The sequence below is a fragment of the Nocardia sp. NPDC051929 genome, assembly GCF_044548645.1.
GTDB classification, from domain to species: Bacteria; Actinomycetota; Actinomycetes; order Mycobacteriales; family Mycobacteriaceae; genus Nocardia; species Nocardia sichangensis.
In genome coordinates this window covers 44,628-69,029 of the sequence record NZ_JBIUCG010000008.1, presented here as the reverse complement: position 1 = coordinate 69,029, position 24,402 = coordinate 44,628, and the positions used below count along the sequence as shown (strand labels likewise).

Annotated in this window: 20 protein-coding genes; 8 read left to right on the top strand and 12 right to left on the bottom strand. The window is 68.9% G+C overall.

Annotated elements, in window-relative coordinates:
* The first annotated feature begins 32 nt into the window (after positions 1-32).
* Together ACIHAX_RS12040 and ACIHAX_RS12035 are read left to right on the top strand one after the other, a co-directional pair.
* The gene (locus tag ACIHAX_RS12040) at positions 33-602 is read left to right on the top strand and encodes a carboxymuconolactone decarboxylase family protein (protein ID WP_355072251.1); all 570 of its coding nucleotides are present in this window, start codon (positions 33-35) and stop codon (positions 600-602) included.
* Between the two features lie 218 nt (positions 603-820).
* A complete protein-coding gene (locus tag ACIHAX_RS12035) occupies positions 821-1,702 on the top strand; it encodes a hypothetical protein (RefSeq protein WP_364431919.1) in 882 nt (293 codons plus the stop codon).
* A gap of 99 nt (positions 1,703-1,801) precedes the next feature.
* On the opposite strand, the gene ACIHAX_RS12030 is transcribed toward ACIHAX_RS12035, so the two are convergent.
* The 7 genes from ACIHAX_RS12030 to ACIHAX_RS12000 all read right to left on the bottom strand — a co-directional run bounded on the left by ACIHAX_RS12030 (position 1,802) and on the right by ACIHAX_RS12000 (position 8,144).
* Positions 1,802-2,068, bottom strand: a complete 267-nt coding sequence (locus tag ACIHAX_RS12030; RefSeq protein ID WP_355072247.1) for a ribosomal protein L7/L12 — start codon at positions 2,066-2,068, stop codon at positions 1,802-1,804.
* A 27-nt stretch (positions 2,069-2,095) separates the two neighbouring features.
* The gene (locus ACIHAX_RS12025; protein WP_364431915.1) at positions 2,096-2,506 is read right to left on the bottom strand and encodes an STAS domain-containing protein; all 411 of its coding nucleotides are present in this window, start codon (positions 2,504-2,506) and stop codon (positions 2,096-2,098) included.
* 149 nt (positions 2,507-2,655) lie between these two features.
* Positions 2,656-3,936: an ATP-dependent Clp protease ATP-binding subunit ClpX gene (clpX, locus tag ACIHAX_RS12020; RefSeq protein ID WP_195131826.1), complete on the bottom strand. Its 1,281-nt coding sequence runs from the start codon at positions 3,934-3,936 to the stop codon at positions 2,656-2,658.
* A gap of 430 nt (positions 3,937-4,366) precedes the next feature.
* On the bottom strand, positions 4,367-5,035 hold the full coding sequence (locus tag ACIHAX_RS12015; RefSeq protein ID WP_355072243.1) for an ATP-dependent Clp protease proteolytic subunit: 669 nt from the start codon (positions 5,033-5,035) through the stop codon (positions 4,367-4,369).
* A gap of 70 nt (positions 5,036-5,105) precedes the next feature.
* Positions 5,106-5,693, bottom strand: coding sequence for an ATP-dependent Clp protease proteolytic subunit (locus tag ACIHAX_RS12010; protein ID WP_355072241.1), 588 nt, complete (start codon positions 5,691-5,693; stop codon positions 5,106-5,108).
* A gap of 235 nt (positions 5,694-5,928) precedes the next feature.
* A complete protein-coding gene (tig, locus tag ACIHAX_RS12005; RefSeq protein WP_397277243.1) occupies positions 5,929-7,305 on the bottom strand; it encodes a trigger factor in 1,377 nt (458 codons plus the stop codon).
* Between the two features lie 263 nt (positions 7,306-7,568).
* Positions 7,569-8,144, bottom strand: coding sequence for an FKBP-type peptidyl-prolyl cis-trans isomerase (locus ACIHAX_RS12000; RefSeq protein ID WP_355072237.1), 576 nt, complete (start codon positions 8,142-8,144; stop codon positions 7,569-7,571).
* Between the two features lie 208 nt (positions 8,145-8,352).
* On the opposite strand from ACIHAX_RS12000, the gene ACIHAX_RS11995 reads away from it, so the two are divergent.
* From ACIHAX_RS11995 to ACIHAX_RS11975, 5 genes are all read left to right on the top strand, one after another.
* The gene (locus ACIHAX_RS11995) at positions 8,353-10,821 is read left to right on the top strand and encodes a phosphoketolase family protein (protein WP_364431906.1); all 2,469 of its coding nucleotides are present in this window, start codon (positions 8,353-8,355) and stop codon (positions 10,819-10,821) included.
* A gap of 38 nt (positions 10,822-10,859) precedes the next feature.
* On the top strand, positions 10,860-11,480 hold the full coding sequence (locus ACIHAX_RS11990; RefSeq protein ID WP_364431903.1) for a TetR family transcriptional regulator C-terminal domain-containing protein: 621 nt from the start codon (positions 10,860-10,862) through the stop codon (positions 11,478-11,480).
* Between the two features lie 182 nt (positions 11,481-11,662).
* A complete protein-coding gene (locus tag ACIHAX_RS11985; protein WP_364431900.1) occupies positions 11,663-12,412 on the top strand; it encodes a DUF6008 family protein in 750 nt (249 codons plus the stop codon).
* A 938-nt stretch (positions 12,413-13,350) separates the two neighbouring features.
* Positions 13,351-13,725: a hypothetical protein gene (locus ACIHAX_RS11980; protein WP_364431897.1), complete on the top strand. Its 375-nt coding sequence runs from the start codon at positions 13,351-13,353 to the stop codon at positions 13,723-13,725.
* Between the two features lie 149 nt (positions 13,726-13,874).
* Positions 13,875-14,417, top strand: coding sequence for a hypothetical protein (locus ACIHAX_RS11975; RefSeq protein ID WP_355072227.1), 543 nt, complete (start codon positions 13,875-13,877; stop codon positions 14,415-14,417).
* Positions 14,418-14,462: 45 nt separating this feature from the next.
* Here ACIHAX_RS11975 and ACIHAX_RS11970 read toward each other — a convergent pair whose 3' ends face one another.
* From ACIHAX_RS11970 to ACIHAX_RS11955, 4 genes are all read right to left on the bottom strand, one after another.
* Positions 14,463-17,015, bottom strand: coding sequence for a hypothetical protein (locus ACIHAX_RS11970; protein ID WP_355072225.1), 2,553 nt, complete (start codon positions 17,013-17,015; stop codon positions 14,463-14,465).
* Positions 17,016-17,122: 107 nt separating this feature from the next.
* Entirely contained in the window at positions 17,123-19,651 is a 2,529-nt protein-coding gene (locus tag ACIHAX_RS11965; protein WP_397277238.1) for an ATP-binding protein, read from the bottom strand.
* A gap of 115 nt (positions 19,652-19,766) precedes the next feature.
* Positions 19,767-20,342 (bottom strand): dihydrofolate reductase family protein, encoded by a 576-nt coding sequence (locus ACIHAX_RS11960; protein WP_355072221.1) that lies wholly within the window; start codon positions 20,340-20,342, stop codon positions 19,767-19,769.
* 241 nt (positions 20,343-20,583) lie between these two features.
* On the bottom strand, positions 20,584-21,318 hold the full coding sequence (locus tag ACIHAX_RS11955) for a MerR family transcriptional regulator (RefSeq protein ID WP_355072219.1): 735 nt from the start codon (positions 21,316-21,318) through the stop codon (positions 20,584-20,586).
* A 204-nt stretch (positions 21,319-21,522) separates the two neighbouring features.
* Here ACIHAX_RS11955 and ACIHAX_RS11950 point away from each other — a divergent pair, with 204 nt between their 5' ends.
* The gene (locus tag ACIHAX_RS11950) at positions 21,523-21,879 is read left to right on the top strand and encodes a DUF1707 domain-containing protein (RefSeq protein ID WP_356966539.1); all 357 of its coding nucleotides are present in this window, start codon (positions 21,523-21,525) and stop codon (positions 21,877-21,879) included.
* Between the two features lie 6 nt (positions 21,880-21,885).
* Here the strand turns inward: ACIHAX_RS11950 and ACIHAX_RS11945 are convergent, their stop codons facing one another.
* Positions 21,886-24,189: a tetratricopeptide repeat protein gene (locus ACIHAX_RS11945; protein ID WP_379254592.1), complete on the bottom strand. Its 2,304-nt coding sequence runs from the start codon at positions 24,187-24,189 to the stop codon at positions 21,886-21,888.
* Between the last annotated feature and the right edge of the window lie 213 nt (positions 24,190-24,402).

Below are 24,402 nucleotides of genomic sequence, written 5' to 3'. Positions count from 1 at the left end.
GGAACCACATCCGCTGATCGAAGGAGATCGACATGAGCGCCACCCGTATCGCCGCCGTCACCCCGCAACACGCGGGACCGACGACCAAGCTGCTCTACCGGCTGGCCAAGCGCCGCTTCCGCGAAGTGCCGGAGCCCTTCGCCGTCACCGCCAACCATCCGAAATTGCTGAGGGCCAGCGCGGTCCACGAGACCATGGTCGGCAAGGCCAGCACCGCCCTGCCCGCCGTCATCCGCGAGATCGCGGTGTATCGCACGGCGTGGACGATCGGCTGTTCGTGGTGCGTCGACTTCGGAGCCATGCTCATGCGCCTGGGCGAGCTGGACGTCGCGCGGCTGGAACACATCGCCGACTACGCGACCTCGCCGCTGTACTCCGACGACGAGCGCGCCGCCATCGCCTACGCCGACGCGATGACCGCAACGCCGACCACGGTCACCGACGAACAGGTCGCCGACCTGGAGCGGCGCTTCGGCCGAGCGGGTGTGGTGGAGCTCAGCTATCAGATCGCGCTGGAAAACTCACGCGCCCGGTTCAATTCGGCGCTCGGGATCACGGCGCAGGGTTTCAGCACCGATTCGTGCCGGGTGCCCTGGTCGTGAAAAGGGCCGCGGCGCTGCGGGAATGGTGCGATCCGACCTGGTACTTCGGCGCCGCGTTCACCCGGGGCTGTCGTTACGGCCCGGAATGCACTAAGAATAAGAGGTGTTGACGTCGCCTGGCCGTGCCGCGGCCGGCGGGCTACCTTCGCGAGTTTCGGTGCGGGGTAACGGCGTCTTCGGTTTCTCGAGTTCCCCTCCGCCCGACCGTTTGGAGCCGCATGCTCGACGAACAGACCCCGGACGACGACGTCGCACGGCTGGCGAGACGAGTCGAGAAGGCCCGCGGCCGTCTCGCCTACCAGTTCGACCCGGCTCTGACCGGCGCGCTGTCGGAGGAGGAACTGCTCGCTGAACGCGAACTGGCCGAACGGATCCGGACCCAGGACCGCGAACAGCGCTGGAAGCACGCCGAGGCGGGCGCCGCGGCCTCCGACCGGGCGCGGCACACCGCGGAGGCCATCGAGAAGGCCGAGATCAGGGACCTGCTGTTGGCGCGCAAGGCGATTGCCGCGCAGCGGCGCGCGTCCAGCCCGCACGCCAGGTTGGCGTCGCTGTACCGGCACCGCTCCTGGTCGCTCGGCGCGCTGGCCGGCGTGGTCGCCGCCGGAATGCTGTGGTCGGCGGTCAACGTTCAGCACAACATCGCCCCAGGTGGCCCGGACGACCCACTGTACTGGTTCAGCTACCTGCTCGAGGCGATGATCAGCGTGTCGCTGATCATCATCATGATCGGCACGAACAAGGTCACCGAATGGGGCGTGCTGGACAACCGGAGCCAAGTGGCGGCGGCGGAAATGGCCCTGCTCGCGCTCACCGTCGGACTGAACACCTACCCATACGTGAGCGCCGGGCGATGGTTCGACGCCGCCGTGCACGGTGTCGCCCCGGTGATGATCGGCGTCGCCCTGCTCATCCACGATGCCGCGAGCGCGCGATACGGACGCGCGATCGGCTATGCCACCGAGCAGGTGCGGAGCTTGCCCGACCCGACCGGGCGCGACCCCTTGCCGGAACGCTCCGCGGCGGACAGCCTGTCCAGCGCGGACGCCGACTTCCCAGTGGATCTGCACACCCCCGTGGTGCAGGGCGCACACAGCTAGACCTATCAGCCTGCGGTGCGGGGCAAGTCGTCGAAGAATGCCCGCTCTACTTCCGCGCCGGCGCGCGAGCCGTCGGGCCCTGTGCTCGCGCCCCGGTGATCAGTACGGATACCGGCGTTCGACCGCTTCCTTGGCCTCTTTCAGGCCGCACCCGGTGAGTTCGCGATACCGCTTGATCGCGTGAATCTTCTTGCCCTGCGCCAGAAGCGCATCGATCTCGGCCATGCCGTCGCCGCGCGGGACCGCAGGCACGGCACGCGGCGGCACGGCCGCTGCCTGCGCCTCGATGCCCAGATGGGTCATGATCAGGTCGAGCTTGGCGTGCAGGGCGTCGACCTTGCGCTCCAAGCGCCGGTTGGCGAACATGCCCCGATGGTATCGACCCCGGCCGCGTCAGGCCGCGTCGAGCACGGCGTCGGCGAGACTCGACATCGTCTCGAAGCGCGCCAGATCTCCCGCCAGCTCCAGCAGCCGGTCCACACACCGGGGTCCGGTCACCAGGCGCATCCTACGGCCGGTCTGGGCCAGCATGGACCGCGCGTCGACCAGGACGTGCAACCCGGCGACGCCGAAAAACGTGATCTTCGACAGATCTACGACCACCAAAGGCGCCGCCGTGCCCAGCGAGCCGATCAGCCTGCGTCGAAACACTTCGACGGTGTAATGATCGACTTCGCCCGCGAGCGCGCACAGCGTGACCGAGTCGCTCGGCACTGTGACCGAAATCTTGAGCCGCTCGGCGGGGTGATCGGCATTGCGAGCGGCGGTGAGAACGTACGTGGGGTTGGCCAAGCCTGTCGACATGAGGACCTCGGTCCAGTCGCCCGCGAGCAATCTCGGAAACGGGCTTGCTCGCGGGTTCAATGATGCGCCCCGGAGAAAAACGCCGGAACTAGGCTGTCTGCTCAACCCTCACCGAGGAGTACCCCCTGCGACGGGTCGCCACACCCGAATTACGCCGACTTCTCCCGGCGCTCCGGCCGCTGCGCCTTGCGCGGCACGATGGTGGGCAGAACGTTGTCGTTGACCGTATCCGCGTTGACGACGACCTTGGCGACGTCGTCGCGGCTGGGGATGTCGTACATCGCGGGCTGCAGGACTTCCTCCATGATCGCCCGCAGGCCACGCGCGCCGGTGCCGCGCAGAATCGCCTGGTCGGCGACCGCCTCCAGCGCGTCGTCGGTGAACTCGAGGTCGACCCCGTCCATCTCGAACAGCCGGACGTACTGCTTGACCAGCGCGTTCTTCGGTTCGGAGAGGATCTTGACCAGCGATTCCTTGTCCAGGTTCGTCACCGACGCGACCACGGGCAGGCGGCCGATGAACTCCGGGATCAGGCCGAACTTGATCAAGTCCTCTGGCATGACCTCCGCGAAGTGATCGGTGGTGTCGATCTCGGCCTTCGACCGCACCTCGGCGCCGAAACCGATGCCGCGGTGGCCGGTGCGGTCGGAGATGATCTTCTCCAGACCGGCGAAGGCGCCCGCCACGATGAACAGCACGTTGGTGGTGTCGATCTGGATGAACTCCTGGTGCGGGTGCTTGCGCCCGCCCTGCGGCGGCACGCTCGCCTGAGTGCCCTCCAGGATCTTCAGCAGGGCCTGCTGCACGCCCTCGCCGGACACGTCACGGGTGATCGACGGGTTCTCGCTCTTGCGGGCGATCTTGTCGACCTCGTCGATGTAGATGATGCCGGTCTCGGCGCGCTTGACGTCGTAGTCGGCCGCCTGGATCAGCTTCAGCAGGATGTTCTCGACGTCCTCGCCGACGTACCCGGCCTCGGTCAGCGCGGTGGCGTCGGCGATGGCGAACGGGACGTTCAGCATCTTCGCCAGGGTCTGGGCGAGGTAGGTCTTGCCGCAACCGGTGGGACCGAGCATCAGGATGTTGGACTTGGCCAGCTCGACGGTCTCGCCGCGGCTGTCCCGCCCCTTGTCACCGGCCTGGATGCGCTTGTAGTGGTTGTAGACGGCCACCGCGAGAGTGCGCTTGGCGGTGTCCTGGCCGATCACGTAGTTTTCCAGGAAATCCCGGATCTCGGCGGGCTTGGGCAGCTCATCGAGCTTGACCTCGCTGGACTCGGCGAGTTCCTCCTCGATGATCTCGTTGCAGAGATCGATGCACTCGTCGCAGATGTACACCCCTGGTCCCGCAATGAGCTTCTTGACCTGCTTCTGGCTCTTTCCGCAGAACGAGCACTTCAGCAGATCGCCGCCATCTCCGATGCGCGCCATCTCGTGGGTCCCTACTTCCTTGTCCGCGTGCAACCGTCCGTCCAGGTTGCCAGCTGTCCACCACTTTCGCAGCCGCAAACGCATCGGCTGATTTCGTGGCCGGTGGGGCAGTGCCGTCAACCGGGAGCAAAGGTCCCTAGGTTGACCGTACCCGGTGTTCGGGATGGAGGTCGACAACTCGCGCATGTTTCTCGCGCGGGTTGTGCGAGTCGTCACGAGCCATACCTCCGCACCGCCCGCCGCGCGGCGCCGTCGGTTCGAACAAATTCTCGAACCGCGGCGGCGCGAGGGCGGCCCGGCCGGGCGGTATGCCCCGTTGCGTACTTCCCGGCCGGAATTCCCTGTCACAAAGCAATTTAGAGCGAACAGCCCCGGGATCGGCAATTCGCCCCCGCCGTCCCGGCCCCGGCCGGAAACGACGATTCGCGCCTTATTTCTGCGCGCTCAGCTTCCGGTAGTCGAACACCGTGTCGATGATCCCGTACTCCTTGGCCTCCTCGGCCGTCAGGATCTTGTCGCGGTCGGTGTCCTTGCGGATGGTGTCGGCGTCCTTGCCGGTGTGCCGCGCGAGCGTGCTCTCCATCAGGCGACGCATGCGCTCGATCTCGGCGGCCTGGATCTCCAGATCCGACACCTGGCCCTGGATGCCGCCCTCCAGCGAGGGCTGGTGGATCAGCACGCGCGCGTTGGGCAGGCAGGCGCGCTTGCCCGGCGTGCCCGCGGCCAGCAGCACGGCGGCGGCCGAGGCGGCCTGGCCCAGGCAGACGGTGGCGACGTCGGCGCGCACGTACTGCATGGTGTCGTAGATGGCCATCAGCGAGGTGAACGAGCCACCCGGCGAGTTGATGTACATGGTGATGTCGCGGTCGGGGTCCAGCGACTCCAGCACCAGCAGCTGCGCCATGATGTCGTTCGCCGAGGCGTCGTCCACCTGCACGCCGAGGAAGATGATGCGCTCTTCGAACAGCTTGTTGTACGGGTTGGACTCCTTTACGCCGAAGCTCGAGTGCTCGATGAACGACGGCAGGATGTAGCGCGCCTGCGGGCTCTGCGGTGCCATGCCGGACAGGCCGGCGCGCGGGTCGATCGAATTGGCCATCTTCGTCTCCAAAGTCGGTGCGGCGGCCGGACGTTCGAGGTGTCCGGGGGCCTGTGGGTGATCCGGTGCGTTACTTCTTGGCGCCGTTGGCCTGATTCGCGTGGCTGATCACGTGGTCGATGAAGCCGTATTCCAGGGCTTCGGCCGCGGTGAACCAGCGGTCGCGGTCGGCATCGGCGGTGACCTGCTCGACCGACTTGCCGGTGTGCTGCGCCTGCAGTTCGTTCAGCTCACGCTTCGTGTGCGCGAACTGCTCGGCCATGATCGCGATGTCGGCCGCCGAGCCGCCGATCCCCGCCGAGGGCTGGTGCATCATGATCCGCGCGTGCGGCAGCGCGTAGCGCTTGCCCTTGGTGCCCGCGGTGAGCAGGAACTGCCCCATGGACGCGGCCAGGCCCATGCCGTAGGTGGCGATGTCGCACTCGGCGAACTGCATCGTGTCGTAGATGGCCATGCCCGCGGTCACCGAGCCGCCCGGCGAGTTGATGTAGAGCGAGATGTCCTTGGTGGGATCCTCCGCCGAGAGCAGCAGGATCTGCGCGCACAGCTTGTTCGCGATGTCGTCGTCGACCTGTGTGCCGAGGAAGATGATGCGCTCACGCAGCAGGCGCTCGTACACCGAATCACTGAGGTTGAGACCAGCAGTCGCGGTTGTCATGACCCCTGCCTGGTTGATTGTCACGGATACCTGCCTTCTCTCGCCGGCTCGTTGCGGATTGCCACATAGCCATCACTGGTTGGATATGCCGCACCCGGTCGGACATGGCCATCCAACTTGTCGTCACAAACATTAACGAAGCAGGGCGGCACCGAACTCCCGGTACCGCCCTTTCTTCGCTCACAGCGCAATCAGCGCACCTCGCGGGCGTCGATCACGCCGACATTCCATGGAATTATTCGGCGTCCGCCGGGGCCGTCTCGACGGCCGCGTCCTCGTCGGCGGAATCGGCGGGGGCGCCGAACATTTCGGTGGTGTCCACCGAGTTGCCCGCGGAGTCGGTGACGGTCACCTGGCCGACCACGCCCGCCAGCGCCTTGCCGCGCCGCACGTCGGCGAAGATCGCGCCCAGCTGGCCCGCCTGCTGCACCTGCTGGATGAACTGCTCCGGCGACAGGCCGTAGCGCTGCGACTGGAACAGGATCCGCTCGGTGAGCTCCTCCTGGCCGACCTGGGTGCCCTCCGCCTCGGCGATCGCGTCCAGCAGCAGCTGGGTCTTGACCGACTTCTCGGCGGCCTGCTTGGTGTCGGCGTCGAACTCCTCGCGGGTGCTGCCCTGCGCCTCGAGCGCCTCGGCGAACTTGGCCTCGTCGTGGTCGAAGCCGTGCACCGCGTCGTGGGTCACCGCGTCGATCTCGGCCTTCACCACGGCCTCGGGCAGCGGCACCTCGACCTGCTCGAGCAGGGTGTCCAGCACCTTGTCGCGGATCTCGCCCGCCTGCTGCACCTTCTTGACCCGCTCGACGCGGCCGCGCAGATCGTCCTTCAGCTCCTCCAGCGTGTCGAATTCGCTGGCCAGCTGCGCGAACTCGTCGTCGGCCTCGGGCAGCTCACGTTCCTTGACGGTCTGCACGGTCACGGTGATGACCGCGTCCTTGCCCGCGTGCACGCCCGCGACCAGCTTCGAGGTGAACTCCTTCGACTCGCCCGCCGACAATCCGACCAGCGCCTCGTCCAGGCCCTCGATGAGCTGACCGGAACCGACCTCGTGGGACAGGCCGGTCGTGGCGGCCTCGGCCACCTCCTGGCCGTCCACGGTCGCCGACAGGTCGATCGAGACGAAGTCGCCGTCCTGCACCGGACGCTCCACCCCGGTCAGGGTGCCGAAGCGCTGGCGCAGCGACTGCAACTGCTCCTCGATGTCCTCGTCGCCGACGGTGAACGCGTCGACGGTGACCGCGATGCTCGCGTAGTCCGGCAGCGTGATCTCCGGCCGCACGTCGACCTCGGCGGTGAAGGCCAGCTCCTGGCCGTCCTCGATCTTGGTGATCTCGATCTCGGGCTGACCGATGACCTTCACCTCGGAGGTGGTGACGGCCTCGCTGTAGCGACCGGGCAGCGCGTCGTTGACGACCTGCTCCAGGATCGCGCCACGGCCGAGACGGGCCTCGAGCAGCTTCGCTGGCGCCTTACCGGGACGGAAGCCGGGGATGCGGACCTGCTTGGCCAGTGCCTTGTACGCGCGGTCGAAATCCGGCTTCAGCTCCTCGAAGGGCACCTCGACGTTGATCCGGACCCGGGTCGGGCTCAGCTGCTCGACGGTGCTCTTCACGGACATGCTCCTTGTTCGTTGTTCGTACTGGTTGACGTTCGTCTTGCGGCGCCCCGCCCCCGGCATTCCGGGATCGGAACGGCGGGCGAGGCGGCCCTACGCCGGCTGCCGCATTCCCCCACCGGCGCCGATCCGAACCGGAGTCCCGGCCTCGGCCGAGACGACGAGGGGTGCGGCGTACGCCACGCATCCCGACCAGGTTAGTTGACCGGCCGAGCGGACCTGCATCCGGCGGTGCCCGGCGGGCGACGCGAGCGGCCGGGCTACTTCCCCACCGAGACCGCGTCGGTGACGAATACCAGCGTCTCGTACGGGGCGATGCCACGCCCGCCCGCGCCGTAGCCCAGCTCCGGCGGCACGATCAGCAAGCGGCGCGCGCCCTCCTTGACGCCGACGAGTCCCTGATCCCAGCCGGGGATGACCTGTCCCCCGCCGAGGGTGAGTTGGAACGGCTTGCCGCGCTGGAACGAGCTGTCCAGCGTCTTCTTGTCCGACCAGGTGACCAGCGCGTAATTCATGGTCAGCTGCTGGCCGGGCGCGGCGCCGGGCCCGCTGCCCTCCTTCAGATCCTTGACGATCAGCTGCTTGGGCGGGTCGCAGTTGTCGGGGAGGGTGATCTTCGGCGCGGCGCCGAAATCTCCGGTGACGCGGATGTCGTCGGCGGTGCACTCGCGGCCCTTGCTCTGGGTAGCCGGGCGCTGCGCGGAAGGCCCAGCCGCCGCGGTGGTCCGCGTCGTGGAGACGGCGGGAGCGGACTCGTCGTCCGAGCCGCAGGCCGCCAGCACGATGGTGGTCGCGGCGACGGCGCCGATACCGATGATCCTGCCGAGAATGTGCATGCCGCGGACCCTAGACCACGAACGGGCCCCGGGTGGGACGAGCTTCCCGCGACACGCTCGGACCGCCGCGCGGCCCGCTGCGGCTAGGCTGGCGGTGAATTCTCCATCCGGCGTTGTCGATTCCGATCGGCAACCTTCGCAGGACCGCGACGGCGGCCGGTCGTGGCGCCGCCGTCCCCGATGCCATGAGCGTGAGGAGAGTCGGCACATGACCCACATGGCGAGTGCGGGTGGCGATACTTCGGCGGACAACGTCGGCAGCACCGGCGGCCGGACCGTCGCACCGCGTCCCTACCGGCTGGCGGACGTGCCGGGGCCACTGGCACGCGACGAGCTGGCGGCGATCGACGCGTGGTGGCGCGCCGCGAACTATCTCGCGGTCGGCCAGATCTACCTGACGGCTAATCCGCTGCTGCGCGAACCGCTGCGCGCCGAGCACGTCAAACCCAGGCTGCTCGGGCACTTCGGCACGGTGCCCGGCCTGAATCTCGTGTGGGTGCATGCCAATCGCGCGATCCGGCAACGCGGCCTGAACGCCGTCTTCGTCGCGGGCCCCGGGCACGGCGGTCCGGGCCCGAACGCGTGCGGCTGGCTGGAGGGGACGTACTCCGAGGTCTACAGCCACATTCCGCAGGACGCCGCGGGGATGGGCGCGCTGTTCCGCCAGTTCTCCTTTCCCGGCGGGGTGCCGAGTCACTGCGCACCGGAGACGCCGGGCTCCTTCCACGAGGGCGGCGAACTCGGCTATTCGCTGCTGCACGCGTTCGGCGCCGCCCTGGACAACCCCGATCTCACCGTGTTCTGCGTGGTCGGCGACGGCGAGGCGGAAACGGGTCCGCTGGCCACGAGCTGGCATGCGAACAAGTTCCTCAATCCGGCGCGCGACGGCGCGGTGCTGCCGATCCTGGCGCTGAACGAGTACAAGATCGCCAATCCGACCATCCTGGCGCGCATCCCGGAGCCGGAGTTGCTGTCGCTGCTGCGTGGCTACGGTTACGAGCCGATCGTCGTCGCCGGCGACGATCCCGCGGCCGTCCACCAGGCGATGGCCACGGCGGTGGACACGAGCATGGAACGCATCGGGCGGATCCAGGGCGCCGCACGCGACGGCGCCGATGGGGCACGGCCCAGCTGGCCGATGATCGTGCTGCGCACACCGAAGGGCTGGACCTGTCCGCCGGTGGTGGACGGCGACCAGGTCGAGGGCACCTTCCGCGCGCACCAGGTGCCGTTGCCGGGCGCGCGCACCGACGCGGACCACCGCGCGGTGCTGGAACAGTGGCTGCGTTCCTACCGTCCGGAGGAACTGTTCGACGACGACGGCAAGCCGGTGCCGGAGCTGACCGCTCAGGTACCCGTCGGCGAACGGCGGATGAGCGCCAACCCGGTCGCCAACGGCGGTACGCTGCTGCGCGATCTGTACCTGCCGGACTGGCGCGACTTCGGCGTCGAGGTCACCGCGCCGGGCGCGACCCGGCACGAGGCCACCAGGGTGCTCGGTGGCTGGCTGCGTGAGGTCACCAGGCACAATCCGGACAACTTCCTCATCTTCGCGCCGGACGAGCTGGCCAGCAACCGCTTGCAGGACATCCTCGAGGTCACCGGCCGCAACTGGCAGGCGGAGATCGACCGCCGCGACCAGAAACTCGACCGCGGCGGCCGGGTGATCGAGGTGCTGTCCGAACACATGTGCCAGGGACTGCTGGAGGGCTATCTACTGACCGGCAGGCACGGCGTGTTCACCTGCTACGAGGCGTTCATCCACATCGTGGACGCCATGTTCAACCAGCACGCCAAATGGCTCGACGCCAGTTCGGCGGTGCCGTGGCGGCGTCCGATCCCCAGCCTGAACTACCTGTTGTCCTCGCACGTGTGGCGCCAGGACCACAACGGCTTCACCCACCAGGACCCCGGATTCCTGGACGTGGTGCTGAACAAGAAGGCCTCGATCGTGCGGGTGTACCTGCCGCCGGACGCGAACACGCTGCTGTCCACCTACGACCACTGCCTGCGCTCCCGCCACTACGTGAACGTGGTGGTCGCGGGCAAGCAGCCGCAGGCCGACTGGTTGTCGGTGACCGAGGCCGCCGAGCACTGCGCACGCGGGATCGGGATCTGGCCGTGGGCGGGCCACGGCGACGAGGTGGGCACCATGCCGGACGTGGTGCTCGCCTGCGCGGGAGACATACCGACGCTGGAGACCCTCGCCGCGGCCGCGATCCTGCGCGAACGTCTGCCCGACCTGCGCGTCCGGGTGGTGAACGTAGTCGACCTGATGCGGCTGCAAACGCAGGACGAGCACCCGCACGGCCTGCCGGACAGTGAGTTCGACACGCTCTTCACCCAGGACCGGCCGGTGATCTTCGCTTTCCACGGCTATCCGTGGCTGATCCACCGGCTGACCTATCGGCGCACCAACCACGACGAACTGCACGTGCGCGGCTATCGGGAGCGCGGCACCACGACCACGCCGTTCGACATGGTGATGCTGAACGATCTGGACCGCTACCACTTGGTGATGGACGTGATCGATCGGGTGCCGTCCCTGCGCGAGCGGGCCGCGGGGCTGCGGCAAGAGATGGTCGACGCGCGGTGGACGGCCCGTGCGTGGACCAGGGAACACGGCGAGGACCTCCCCGAGGTCGCCGACTGGAACTGGCCTTACCAGCGGAACTGAGCCCCACGAACCCGGCGGCAGAAAGTACGATCGACCGTATGGAAAGTGGTCAGCGAACCGCCGAGATCACCGACAAGCGCCTGTTGCGCGGTGCGAAGACGCGTGCCACGGTGCTGCGGCATGCGGTCGACATCGCCTCGCTCGACGGATTGGACGGCCTGAGTTTCGGCAGGCTGGCCGAAGACACCGGTCTGAGCAAGGCCGGAATCCAGACCCTCTTCCGCACCAAGGAAGCACTCCAGCTGGCCACCATCGATCACGCACGCGACCGCTTCGTGGAAGCGGTCGTCGAACCCGCACGGTCCGCGCCGCACGGCGTCGCCCGTCTGCGGGCCTTGGTGGAGCACTGGATGGTCTATGCCACGACGCCGCTGTTCGCGGGCGGATGCTTCCGCGTCGCGACCATGGCCGAGCACGACAGCAAGCCGGGCCCGGTGCGCGACGCCCTGCTCCGCGATCAGGGAGCGTGGGTTCGGCTGCTGGCGCGGGAGCTGCGCGCGGCGGCGTCCGCCGGTGAGATCCCTCAACTGGACGCCGATCTGGTCGCCTTCCAGATCGATGCGGTGCTCTGCGCGACGAATACCGCGCTGCGGATCGGTGATCCGGAGGCCGCCGACCGCGCCCACCGCATCGTCGAAGGCTTTCTGCGACCATCGTGAACTCGCGCTATACGCGTTGAGTATGACTCGAATCGAATTGTCGCAGGTACCAGGACATTCGGAAATCTCGGACACGAGCCCGCACGACCTTGTATCTTGCGAACAACGCGTTCCGCGCGTTTCCGAAGCAACTCCCCCCATCCGTCGCCGTTGCCGGAGGGCGCGCAGAAGGGCGGTTCCCCATGAACCACACAGCCGAGGCGACCGGGTTCGAAATCCTAGGTGCGATCTTGATGGTGGCCTGGATGGTCGTCATGTGGGCGGCCGTCGGCGTGCTCGCCATCGCGATGCGCAAACCGTTGCGACCATGGATGTTCCGCACCGCGCTCGGTGTGATCGCGTTGGGCGTCATCGCCCAGATAGGTCACTTCCAGGAGCACGTGGCACAGGTCGGATACTGGATCCAGCACCCGAACTCACCGGCGTGGATGACGCCGTGGGGCACCGGCTTGGCCAAGGGATTCGGCCAGGTCAACCATATGAAGCCGTCGCTCGGGATGGAAATCTTGCACTTGGTCGGCAATTTCCACTTCCTCGCCGGACTGGTCGGTGTCGCACTGGTCACCCACCACGCCCTGGAGAGCAAGGCGCGCAAGTGGGGCCGCATGGGCGTACTGATGCAGGGCATCCACGGACTCGAGCATCTCGCGCTCACCCTGACGGTCGCCTTCGGCACCAAAGCGATCGGCCTGTCGACCTTCTTCGGCCTGCTCGACCCGGGAGCCGGTGCGTCGACCTACCGCATCTGGTGGCATTTCCTGGCCAACGTGATCGGCACGAGCATCTTCGCCATGGCGCTGTACTACCTGTGGCAGGAGCGCGCCGTGATCGAAGCCCCGTTCCGCGACCCCGCCGCCGCGAAGCCGAGCCGCGCGCCCGCGGCGGCCACGGGTTCAGGGGCCCCGGCATACGCGGCGGTCACCGAGGCCTGATCCAGCAACCCTAAAAGGGCGTCTGCCATCGCGGCAGGCGCCCTTTTCGTGTATGCGCGAAGGGCTTTCCGTCGCAGCCCGTTCATCAGCCCACAGCGGCGAACCGCGCGGCACTGCCGCTGCCCTTCATTCGCCCCCACATCCCGCGCGCATGCCGGCTCCACCTCCGCGGTCAGCACGGCCCTGGCGTGGTGAGTGCAACGAAGACACAGCCCCCGTGCCCCGGCCGGTCGTGCTACCCACGTCACTTTCGGCGAGAGCGCCGCATCACTGCCGCGCCCCCTACCCGGCCCGCCGGAAGGCCGCACCGTCCCGAAAAAGCATCGCGTCGAGCAAGTTTCGCAAAGCCCCCGGGTTACAGGCGGTCGGCATCACCCCTGGTCAAGACGCCGACCCACGCCGGAAACTCCGCAGTTCTTCCCAAGTATGGGAAAGCACTCGACAAGGCATCGACCCGTCGATTAATGTGACGTTATCCAACGGCACGATAGATAGGGACCTGCCGATCGGACCACACCGGGCCGATCTCCGATCCCGAGGTGGCGAGATGAACGGACGCGAACGATGACCGGCATCACGCCGCACCAGCGACGGACACAGACCTGGCTCGTCCGCCCGCTGATCGTGAGCGCGATAGCGGCCACGCCGGAAACCCCGGCGCCGGCCGAAGCGCTGGCCGGGCCCGACGCGATCGTCGCGGCACCGCGCCCCGCAGACCCGGGCCGCCACGGAGACGACAGGCCGGGCTCTTCCCATCCCGACAACCGGGACCGAGCCGACCGGCACCGGCCCGCGGACCAGACGTCCGCGACGGATGCCGCCCCGATCCCTTCCCCGCCCCCACCTCGCGCGGCAACCCCGACCATCGACGTTCGCCGCACCGCCGCCGCTCGAACCGTGTCGCCGCGCACGGCTCGAATTCCGAACGGAGACTTACGATGACCGCCACGACCAACTCCGCCGCACGGCGACTGCTCGCCTGTACCGCGATCGTCGGCATCCTCACCGCCGGCGCCGTCGGCATCGCGGGCGCCGAGTCGCACTCGGGCCCCTCCGACCCGCGCAACGGCACCGGCGACACCAACGGCTGGCACCAGATCGACCCGATGGGCTACAACCACCGCGACAACGACCCGCTCCGCGCGGACGAGCACGACGACGCCATCCGCGACTACCACCAGCGCCAGAGCACCCCTGCGCCGGCCGACACCACCACGGGCAACAATTCCGTCAGCCCCAGCTGGTCGCGCGTCGCCCGCCCGGACGGCAGCGGCTACACCGTCTGCCGCCCGCAGGCCCGCTGGTGCCAGTGATCGCCGGACCGGCTCACTCACTCGCACCCACAATCTTCCGCGACGTCCTTCTGGACTGATCGTACCGCTGTCTAGCGGCACATTACTTGAAGTATCACCAATCCCGGAAATCCACTCCGGCCGGGATAGCGCACGAAAGAGAAACACCAATGATCAACATTAACGGGCTTCGCCGGACGACCGCGTGTAACGACAAGCGCGGCACGGCACGGACGCTCACCCTGCTGGCGGCGGCAGCGGTGGCGGCGGGCGGCCTGAGCCTCGGCGCGGGCACCGCCGAGGCTCAGGGCGCTGCCTGCCTCTGGGCCGGTGGCGCCTACGGCCAGGGCACCACCGTCGTCGCGGGGGGCTCGACCTTCACCTGCGGCACCGATGGGGTCGGCGCGCCCTACTGGCACCGCGGACACAATGTGCGGCAGGCCAGCACCGTGCCCAACCCGGGCGCGTACACCCACCCAGCGGGCCTGTTCAGCCCCGGCGCCCGCCAGTACGGCACGGAATACAACGACTACTGCGTCGGAAGCCAGCTCATCGAGGGTTCCGAGGACGTCTACCAGGTCGTCTCGGACGGACGCGGCTCCGTGTGGTGGAAGGCCGCGGGATCGATCGACCAGTGGGCCTTCGATCCCGGCACCGGGCCGCAGCATTCCTGGCGGTCGTCGAGCCTGTGCTACGACGGCTCGCTGACCTGACGCCTGACCGACCTTCCTACCGGCACGCCCGTGACCGCCGCGCGGTTACGGGCGTGTTCGCGTTCGCGCGGGCCTTCGCTCCGATTCCAGCCGGATCCGCTCCTCGAGGTGATCCGGTACGTGCCAGCTGATGTCGGCCCTGGTAGCCGCCATCAGCTTTCTGCGTACGGTCGCCACCTGTGCATCGACCGTCCGGATCGAGCTGCCCCTGCGCGCGGCGATGGCGCTGTTGGCCCAGCCCGCGGCGGCCAGCACGGCGACCTCGCGTTCCGCGGGCGTCAACTCGTCCCAGCGCGAGGCCGTCGACCTGGCCTGCGACCGCCGCGCAGGCAGCAGCCGATCGGCGGGCAACCTGCCCAGCAGCAGTAATTGCAGTTCGTCGCGTTCGGGACGCAGGCGGGCGCCGCGCTGAACCGCCGCTTCGTGCGCCTCAGCGCCGAGGACCGCGGTGACCGCCGCGACCGCCTGAGCGGTGCCCCTGGCCACCAGGGTCACCCGGTCTGCGACGATGCCCATGGAGCGGTGCAGCGTAGCGATCCCGCCTTGCAGATGGGCGATCTCGGTGGCGGCGGCGATCGCTTCGGCGCTGTCGGTGTCCCCCGCCTCGATCCGGGCGGACAGCAGGTAGGTCAGCGCCATCATCATGAAATGCGCGACCCAGCCCGCCGTCCAGGTGTCCCCCGTGATCAGCAGGCGTTCCAGGGTGGACCGCCCGAGCGTGACCGCCTCTCGCGGATCGCCGTGCCGGGACACCGCGATCATCCAGGCCAGCTCCGCCCATGAGGTCGCCCAGCCCGCGTCGGAAGCGACGGCCCGGTCCAGATGCCTGCGCGCGGCCCCGAGCGCGACGTCCGCGTCACCGAGGTTCGCGTACGTGAGCGCCTCGAACAATTCGCTGCGCTGCTCTCCGGCCCGGTCGCCCAAGGTGGCGAATTTCCTGCGCGCCCTGGCCAGCACGTCCACCGCCCGGATGTCGAGATGGATCAGCAGCAGTTCGAGTCCCCAGGTGAACTCCACCGCGGCGGGCAGGCCGACATCGGTCGCCGTCGTCTCCCGCCAGCCGCGCCGAAGTTCCGCGTCGGACAGGCACTCCGCGGCGCATTCGTCCAACAACTGCGCGGTATAGGCGTGTCTGCCCTGCCAGATGGCGATCCAGCCCACCAGCGCGGTCGCGTTGATCCGCAGCCGGGTCGGCGGCGGCTCCACCTGCGCGGTGACTTCCAGCGCCTGTTCGGTCAGGCTGGTGATGGCGCGGTTGGACCCGGTGATGAACGGCACGCGCAACGCCATCAGCGTCGCGGCGGTCTCCAGCCCGACCACGGCCTCCTCCGGATCGGCGAGACTGGTCTCGACGGCGATGAGGATGTTGTCCCAGGCCGCCCGGGCCCAGGCGATCCACTCCTGCTCCCGCGGGCCGTACCAGGTGGCCGGGCCCGCCGCCACGCGGTCGCGATAGTGCCGCCGATGCCGGGCGAACAGCCGCGCCTCGTCCAGGTGATCGCCGCGGGCCGACAGCCGGTCGCGCACGAACACCCGAACGCTTTCCAACAGGTAGTAGCGCACCGTCGAGGTGGTGATACGGGCCGACAGCAGCGAGCGTTCCACCAGGCGCTCGAGCAGCCCCTCGATTCGCTCCGCGGGCAACGTCGCGTCCGCGCACACCGCGACGATCGCGTCCACGTCGGCCCCGCCGCACGGCGTCTCGTCGTCCTCGGCGTCGCAACCGGTGGCGAACACGGACAAGCGGTCCAGCAGCAACTGCTCCGACGCGGTACACAGGCCGTAGGACCAGGCGATCACGTCACGCACGCTGCGGTGCCGTTCGCCGATGCCGCCTCTGGCCCCGTGCGTCCACTGCAGGCGGCGATCGTCGGTGTCACCGGACAACTCGCGCAACAGGATCGCCGGTGGCCGGTGCAGCAGCCGCGCCGCGGCCAGGCGGATGAACAGCGGGTTGTTGTCGACGTGCCCGCAGATGCGGGTGGCGATGGCGAGCTGGCCCGGATCCTCGGAGATCGGCCGCCCGGTGCGCTCGGCTCGCCGCCGGAACAGTTCGAGGGCGTGCACGCTGGACAGCGGAGGCACGGCTACCAGCTGCTCGTCGATCCAGCCGATCGGCTCCCGGCTGGTCGCGACGATGGTCAAGCCGGGGGCCGCCTGGAGCAGTCCGATGATCAGCGGGCCGACTCCGGCCAGCACGTGTTCGCAGTTGTCCAGCACCAGGATGGTCCGGTGCGTCTCGCCATCGGCGAGACCGTCGGCGAAGATCTCCACCAAGCCGTCCCAGGCGGAGCGGCCCGCGATGCCGTTCTTCGCGACGGACAGCAGCACCTCCTCGGCGACCGCCCCGGTCTCCGCGCCGGGCACCAGCCGGGCCAGGCGCGTCCAATACACCGGGTGCCGCGCCGCGCCGCGATAGCGCCGTACGGCTTCCACCGCCAACGTCGTCTTGCCGATGCCGCCGGGCCCGACCAGGGTGATCAACCGGGCGCTGGACGAGCTCAGCAGGGCTTCTATCCGCCGCAGTTCGGCATGCCTGCCCACGAACTCGACGGGCGCGGCGGGACCGTTGTCACCACCGCTGTTCACCTCCGACATGCCGACGCACCTACCGATCCAGACAATCACCGCTCGAGCAGCCTAATGGGCGCGGCCGGGGGAAGGGTTTCGCACGCCTCCGGCCCGGTCGCCGGGGAGGCAGTCGTCTATCGATCCCGGCTCCCCCCTCGACGGCGCCGGCTGGGCCGCCGCTCGGATTCGTAGCGCACCCGATCGGCGAGCTCGTCGGGGATGTGGGCCGCGATGTCGGCGCGCGAGGCGATCTCCAGCTTCTGCCGGATGGCGGCGACCTGCGCGTCGACCGTGCGGATGGAGCTGCGCCGCCGCCCGGCGATGGCGCTGTTGGGCCAGCCGGCCGCCGCGAAGACGGCGACATCGCGCTCGGCGTCCGACAGATCGTTCCAGCGGGAAGCGGGCCGCCGCGACACCGGCCGGGAGGCCGCCGGGCGATCCGGGCGCCGGGAGGCCGGGACCGGATCCGCGGTGGAACACCACAGTGCGTCCAGTTCGGGCCGCAGTCGCGTTCTGCGCTCGGCGGCGGCATAGGCCCGGTCGCCGAGCACCGCGCGGGCGGCCTCCGCCGCGCCGCGGAGTTCGGCGGCGATCAATGGAACGCGTTCGACGGAGATGCCCATCGAACGCTGCCGCGTCTTGAAACTGCCGACCAGATACGCGATCTCCGTCGCGGTGTCGGTGCACGCGGCACGATCGCGGCCCTCGGCGCGCTGCGCGAGCAGGACCTGGGCCAGCGCGACGATGTGCGCGCCCACCGCCCAGCTCGCCGTCCAAGTGTCCTGCTCACCGCGGTGCCGAGTGAGCACACCATGGGTCAGCGTCAGCGCCTCGGCGGCGGACCCGTGCTTGGCCAGCGCCACCGCGCGCGCGATCTCGGCCCAGGCTCGCGACAACGTCGAGCCCGACGATGCCGACCGCGCCAGGAACCGCGCGGTGTGCTCCAGCGCCTGCGTCCGGTCGCCGACGAGAGCGGCGCAGAACACCACGAACACGTCACTGCGCTCCGCGCCGATGCGATCGCCCTGTTCGGCGAACTTGTGGCGGGCCCGGGTGAGGATGGTGATCGCGCGCCGGTCGCCGCGCACGAGCATCAGTTCGAGGCCCCACATCCACTCGACCGGCGCGGGCAGCCCGAAATCTGTGTCGGTGTATCGCGGGCCCGCATCCGACGGCAGGGCCGCGCGGTCGGCGAGCAGTTGCGGGATGTGATCGGTCCGCCCCTGCCACAGCGAGTTCCAGCCGAGCAGAGCGGTGGCCAGGTCGGCGAGCCCGGAGGTGCCGGGGCCGGAGCCGCGGGTGGCCTCCAGCGCGCGTTCGGTCAACCGGGTCAGCGCGCCGGCGCCGGACTTGACGTACGGCACCTTCATCGAGAGCAGGACGGTGGCGATCTCGAGGGCGACCACGGCTTCGGCCGGGTCCGCCAACCCGGATTCGATGCCGAGCACGATGTCGTTCCACGCCGACCGCGCCCATGCCAGCCAGGTCTGATCCTGCGGACCGAGCCAGAGGGCCTGTCCGGCGACCACCTTGTCCCGCAGATACCGGCGGTGCCGTCCGGCGAGCCGGTCGAGCTCGGCGCGGCCCCGGCGGCACAGCCGCTCCCTGGCGAACACCCGGACGCTGCCCACCAGGTACCAGCTGACCGTGGTCGCGGTGAGGTGCGCGGACAACAGCGACTGTTCGGTGAGCCGCTCCAGCAGATGTTCGATCTCACCGGCGGGCAGGTCGTCATCGGCGCATACCGCGATCGCGGCGTCGAGGTCGATGCCCCCGCGCAGCGACTCGTCGTCGGTCTCGTATCCGGCGGCGAAGACCGACAGCCGCTCGAGCAGCAACTGCTCGGAGGCCCCGCACAGCGCGAACGACCACGCGATCACGTCGTAGACGCCGCGGTGGCGCCGCTCGGCGCCCGCACGTGCTCCGTGGGTCCAGTGCAACCGCTTGTCATCCGCGTCGCCGGTGAGTTCGTGCAGCACCATGATCGGCGGTTGATGCCGCAGGCGCGCCGCGGCAAGTCGGATGAACAGCGGGTTGTGGTCGACCCGGCGGCAGATCCGCGCGGCAACGGCCGTCGCCTCACGCTCGTCCGGGATCGCGCGTCCGATGAGTTCGGCCCGCTGCCGGAACAATTCGAGCGACTGCCGCGGCGACAGCGGCGGTACGGGCAGGATGTACTCGTCGGCCCAGCCGATCGGTTCGCGGCTGGTGGCCAGGATGGTCAGTCCCGGTGTGCCTTCCAGCAACTCGGCGATCATCGCCGCCACCGCGCCGAGCAGGTGTTCGCAGTTGTCCAGAACTAGCACGGCGCGCTCGGTGCGACGGTCTCCGCTGGTGAAGGTGCGCACCAGCGCGTCGCGGGCCGGCGGCGAACCGGCATCGGCGCACACGGCCGACTGCATCACGTCCTGCGCGGTGGCGGTGCTGTCGGCCTCCAGCCCGGCCAATCGCGCCCAGTACACCGGCCTGCCCCGCACGCGGGCGCCACGGCGTAGGGCCTCCGCGGCTAATCGGGTTTTGCCGATCCCGCCCGGGCCGACCAGGGTGATCAGGCGGGCGCCGCCGTCCAGCAGCGTGCCCAGCCGGTCCAATTCCGTTTCCCGGCCGACGAATTCACTGGTGGATGCAGGCAGCACGTCGCCACGTGCCTGAACCAGGGACATAAAACGAAAGTTAGCCGACGACGCGGCAAAGCGCTCGACAATCAGAGGTTACGTCGACGGTGAAGCCGTCCGCTCGCGCGGTCGCCGGTCCGGTACGCGCTTCCCGCGCCGGTTCCTACCTGGCGGAGGCCATCTGCTGGTAGTGCATCTGGACCACCGCGCTGTCGAAGGTCATCACGTCCACCAGCTGCAAGCCCGACACCACCGCGGGCGTCGGGAACAGCGGAATCCCGCCACCGAGCAGGATGGGATGCACGAACAACCGGTACTCGTCGATCAGGTCGTGCTTCATGAACGCCGACGCCGTCTCCGCGCCGCCGAACAGGACCATGTCGCATCCCGGCTGCGCGCGCAACGCCGTGACCTCCTCGACGAGGTCCTCCCTGACCACGCGGGTGTTCCACCCCGCGCAGGCCATGGTGCGCGAGAAGACCAGTTTCGGCGTCTCTTTCCAGCACCGCGCGAAGTCCACGTAGAACTCCGAGATCGCCGGATCCACGTCGGCGGTCGGCCAGAACGACGCCATGATCTCGTAGGTCTTGCGGCCGTAGAGGAACAAGTCGGCCGAGCGCAATTCGTCCAGGAACGACTCGCACAGTTCCTCGTCCACCACCGGCCAGTGGACCTCCTGATCCGGCCCTTCCGCGAAGCCGTCGAGCGACATCTGCATCCACAGTGTCACGCTTCCCATGTGCCCACACCCATCTGCTGCCCTTGTGCGACATTCAGATTGTCGGGGGGAGCGACACTTCGGCGCATCGGTAGGTTGCCCGCAGACATACCTAAGTAGGGGATGTCAGGCGACTCGGCGCCGCGATCGCGCGCCGGATGGTCCCAATATACCGTTGATCAACGGCACGTTACCGCCACGTATCGCCAATGATGGGAATCTGAAACAGAAATTCTTCGGTCGGCGACGCCAGGCGGTCGGATCAGGCTTCCGGCAGCGCCTCGGCCAGCTCGGCGTCCTGGTCGAGATACCTTGCGACGAGCCGGTTCACGAGTTCGGCGGTGGTCTCCGCCGGGACCGGCCTGGTCGCCGCCAGGCGCTGGGCGAGCTCGGCGACCTGCGCCGGACCGCGTTCGGAGTCCTGGAACGACGCCCACGCGGTGCGCCGGAACAGGTCCACGTAGCGGCGGGCGATCCGCTCCGCGTCGGCACGCAGCTTCTCCAACTCGCCGAGGACCTCGTCGGCCGGGATGCCCGCGGCCGCCATCTGGTCGAGGCTCTGGGTCAGACGGCGGTCCGCGATCCGGTAGGTCGCGGCGTCGACGGGCTCGTACAGACCCGCGGCGACGACCCGGGCCAGACCGTTGGGCACGTCGCGATAGCGCTCCGCCAGTTCGGTCGCCGCGATCGTTTCCCCGGCGTCCACGACGAGCGGCTCGGTCGCGCCGGGCTCGCCGACACCGAGAATGTCCCCCAGGTCGTCGCCACGGTCCCAGGCGTTGAGCAATTCCTTGATGCCGTTGAGCTTGATCCCACGATCGAGCAACCTGCTGATGGTGCGCACCCGATTGAGGTGGTCGGCACCGTAGAACCCGGTACGCCCCTTGACCTGCGGGGGCGGCAGCACACCGCGTTCGTGGTAAACGCGCAGGCTGCGCACGGTCGTACCGGCCTCCCGCGCCAGCTCGTCGATCGTGTATTCCACACCCGCAGTCATACCTCAAGGAAACCACATCGCAACACGTGACGACCGCCGGTGCGCGGCCATTGCCGGGACGACCGACCGGTCTCTGGCGACATTTCAGCAAACATCACTGGCGTGCTGCGACGCGGCCTCCCGAGGGCGCGCCCACCAGCCGTTCTTCCCGCCTCTGGAAATCCATCCGACGCCCGGTTCCGCCGCTGCGCCTATCCTTCCGGCATGGGTGAATCCGCGGGTCTTCCGGCCAGTCTCGCCGACCGCGAGCGCGCGATGCGCGAGCTGACCCACCACCTGGGCACCGGACGGTTGAGCCTGGCCGAGTTCGACGAACTCAGCGCGGCCGTCGCGGCCGCGACCAGCAAGAGTCAACTGGCCGAACTGTTCGCCGACCTGCCGGGCAGCACACCGCCCCCGGCCGAGGTCACCCCGGTCAACCCGCTGCCGCGCCTGGTGGTGCTGGCCGGGGCGGCCGTGGTCTTCTCGGTGGTGCTCGCGGTGACCACGGGCAACTGGCTGTGGCTGCTGATGATATTGGCCGCGCCAGCGCTTTTCATGCTCACCGCGCGCACCACCTGAGACCGCTCACCACCTCGACTTCGGCCGCACGTAGTTGGCCAGGTCGACAAGGCGGTAACGGTGCAGCCGGTGCGGGGCGATCCGGGCCAGCGCCCGGAGGCTCGACTCGAGCCCGCGTTGCAGCCCCAGCGGGGTGAACGGGAAACCGAGCAGGGTGGCCTCCGCAGTGGCGGCCTGACCGCCCGCGCGCACCCACTCCAGCGCCGCGCCCACCACGATCACCTGCAGTTGCAGCGCCCGCGGTTCGTCCGGCGCGGCGTCCAGCCGCGCGGCCGCCTCCAGCAGGTCGGCCTCGGTGGTCTCCGGGATCGGTTGCGAGACCAGCAGCAGACACCCGGTCATGCGCGCCACGTTCTGATACCGCGACGCCTCCGGCACCTGATCGAGCACCTCGACGGCTTCCAGCAGGCCGCCGTCGGCGGCGAGCCTGCGGGCCAGGCCGAACGCCGCGCTCACCACGCCGTGATTGGTCCGCCAGACCGTGCGGTAGTACTCCTCGGCGAGCCGATGCCAGTGGTCGCCCGCGGCATCCCCGAGATGCTGGAGGGTGAGCTCGGCGGTGGCCGCCAGCGCCAGCGCGGGGGCGATCTCACCGGGCAGCATGCCGTGCACCAGGTCGAAGTACTCGTAGGCGCGCTCGTACTGCCCGTCCAGCAAGGCGGCGACGGCCGAGTACCACTCGATGCGCCAGTCCGTGCCGTAGTCCGGCCGCAGATCGGCGAGCCGGTCGCAGGCGGGCACCACCTCGCCCAGGTCCAGGTGCGCGCGCACCGCGGTGAGCGTGCCCTCCAGTTCGAACGTCTCCGGCTCCGGGATGGTCCCGGAGACGATCCGGTCGGCGGTGCGGCGCAACGCGTCCAGGGCGTGCCTCGGATCGCCGTGCAGCAGTGTGGACAGCAGATCGGCGCTGGGATCCTCGCTGTCGATCAGCGGCACCGGCAGGGCGGCGACGACGCTCGGCGCGTCCAGCGCGGGCAGGCGATGCCGCCCGTCGGTCATGCCGTCGGTCTGGCCGATCAACGTCTCGATCCCGAAATCGCCGCGCATCGCGCCGAATTCCAGCGACGCCTGCGGATGTTCCTTCCCGGTGTCGTAGGCCAGCACCATCCGCAGCACGCCGGCGAGCTGGCCGTACATCGCGTAGGCGGTCGGGAAGCGGCGCCGCGGATCCGGATCGGTCGCCCGGCACAGCAGCCTGCGCAACGCCGGATATTCCCGCAGCAGCGGCTGATCGTCCGGCGAAGGGACGCCGGGCAGTTGGTGTCCGTCGGCGTTCTTGGGCATGTCCAGCACCAGCGCGGCCAGCGTCCGCCCCACGGTGTAGATGTCCGAGGCGACCGTCGGGCCGGTCTCGGTGATCTCGGGCGCCTGATAGCCCGGGGTGCCGTAGATGCTGCCGTAGGACTCCATCGCGGCCACCGCGCCGAGGTCGATCAGCTTGACCTCGTCCTCGCTGACCATGATGTTGTCGGGCTTGAGATCGTTGTAGGCCAGGCCGAACGAGTGCAGATAGTCCAGCGCGGGCAGGATCTCCATCATGAATGCGATCGCCTCGGACGCCGGAATACGTTCCGGCGCACGCAGATCCAGCATTTTCTTCAGCGAGCGTCCGCCGACGTACTCCATGACGATGTAGCCGTCGGCCACGTCGCGCCCGGAACGGTGCTTGACGAAGTTGTGGATCTTGACGATGCCGGGATAGGCCACCTCGGAAAGGAATTGGCGTTCGGCGAGGGCCACCACGTGCGCCTCGAAGTCGAGCGGGTTCTGCAACCCCTTCAACACCACCCAGCGGTCGCTCACATTGCGATCGATCGCAAGGTAGATCCATCCGAGCCCGCCGTGGGCCAGGCAGCCCTGCACTTCGTACTGGTCGGCGACCATCTCCCCCGGCTGGAGCAGGGGCCGGAAGTTGAACGGCGAAGCGCATCTTCCGCATTCGCCTTCTACGGCGCCGGGCCGCGCTTCGGTGGTGCGGCCGACCGGCTGCTGGCATTTCCAGCAAAACCGTTTGTGCTCGGGCACTTCCGGGTTCTGCATCACCGCGGTGCGCGGGTCGAGGGGGCTCACCTTGGGCATGGACACCAGGCCGCCGCCCAGTCTGCGCCCGCTCGGCCGCGAGCGCGCGCTGCGCCCGGAACCGGGGTCGGACTCGAGTGCGCCGAGCAACAACTCGGCGGTCCCGATGGTGTGCTCGTCGCCGTCCCGGTCGGCCGGTTCGACGGCGCTCGGAACCGAGTCGACTGCCACGGCACGTGGTTTCTCGACATACCGTGGAGTCGACCACGGATTGGGTGGTAGCGGAGGCACTTCGGTCTTGAGCAGGTGCCGAGTTGCCCAGGGGTGAGCAGTTCGCCGGGGCACGTCGGTACCGCGCATGCGCCGATTCGCCCAAGGGTGCGCAAGTGGACGGTCGGATGCGCTGGGGTGCTCCGGCATACGAACCTCTCAGACCCGCCGTGTGATCGCGGTTTCATTCTGGTCCGTCGCCTGTCGATGCGCGCTGGTTTTGTTCCCGACATT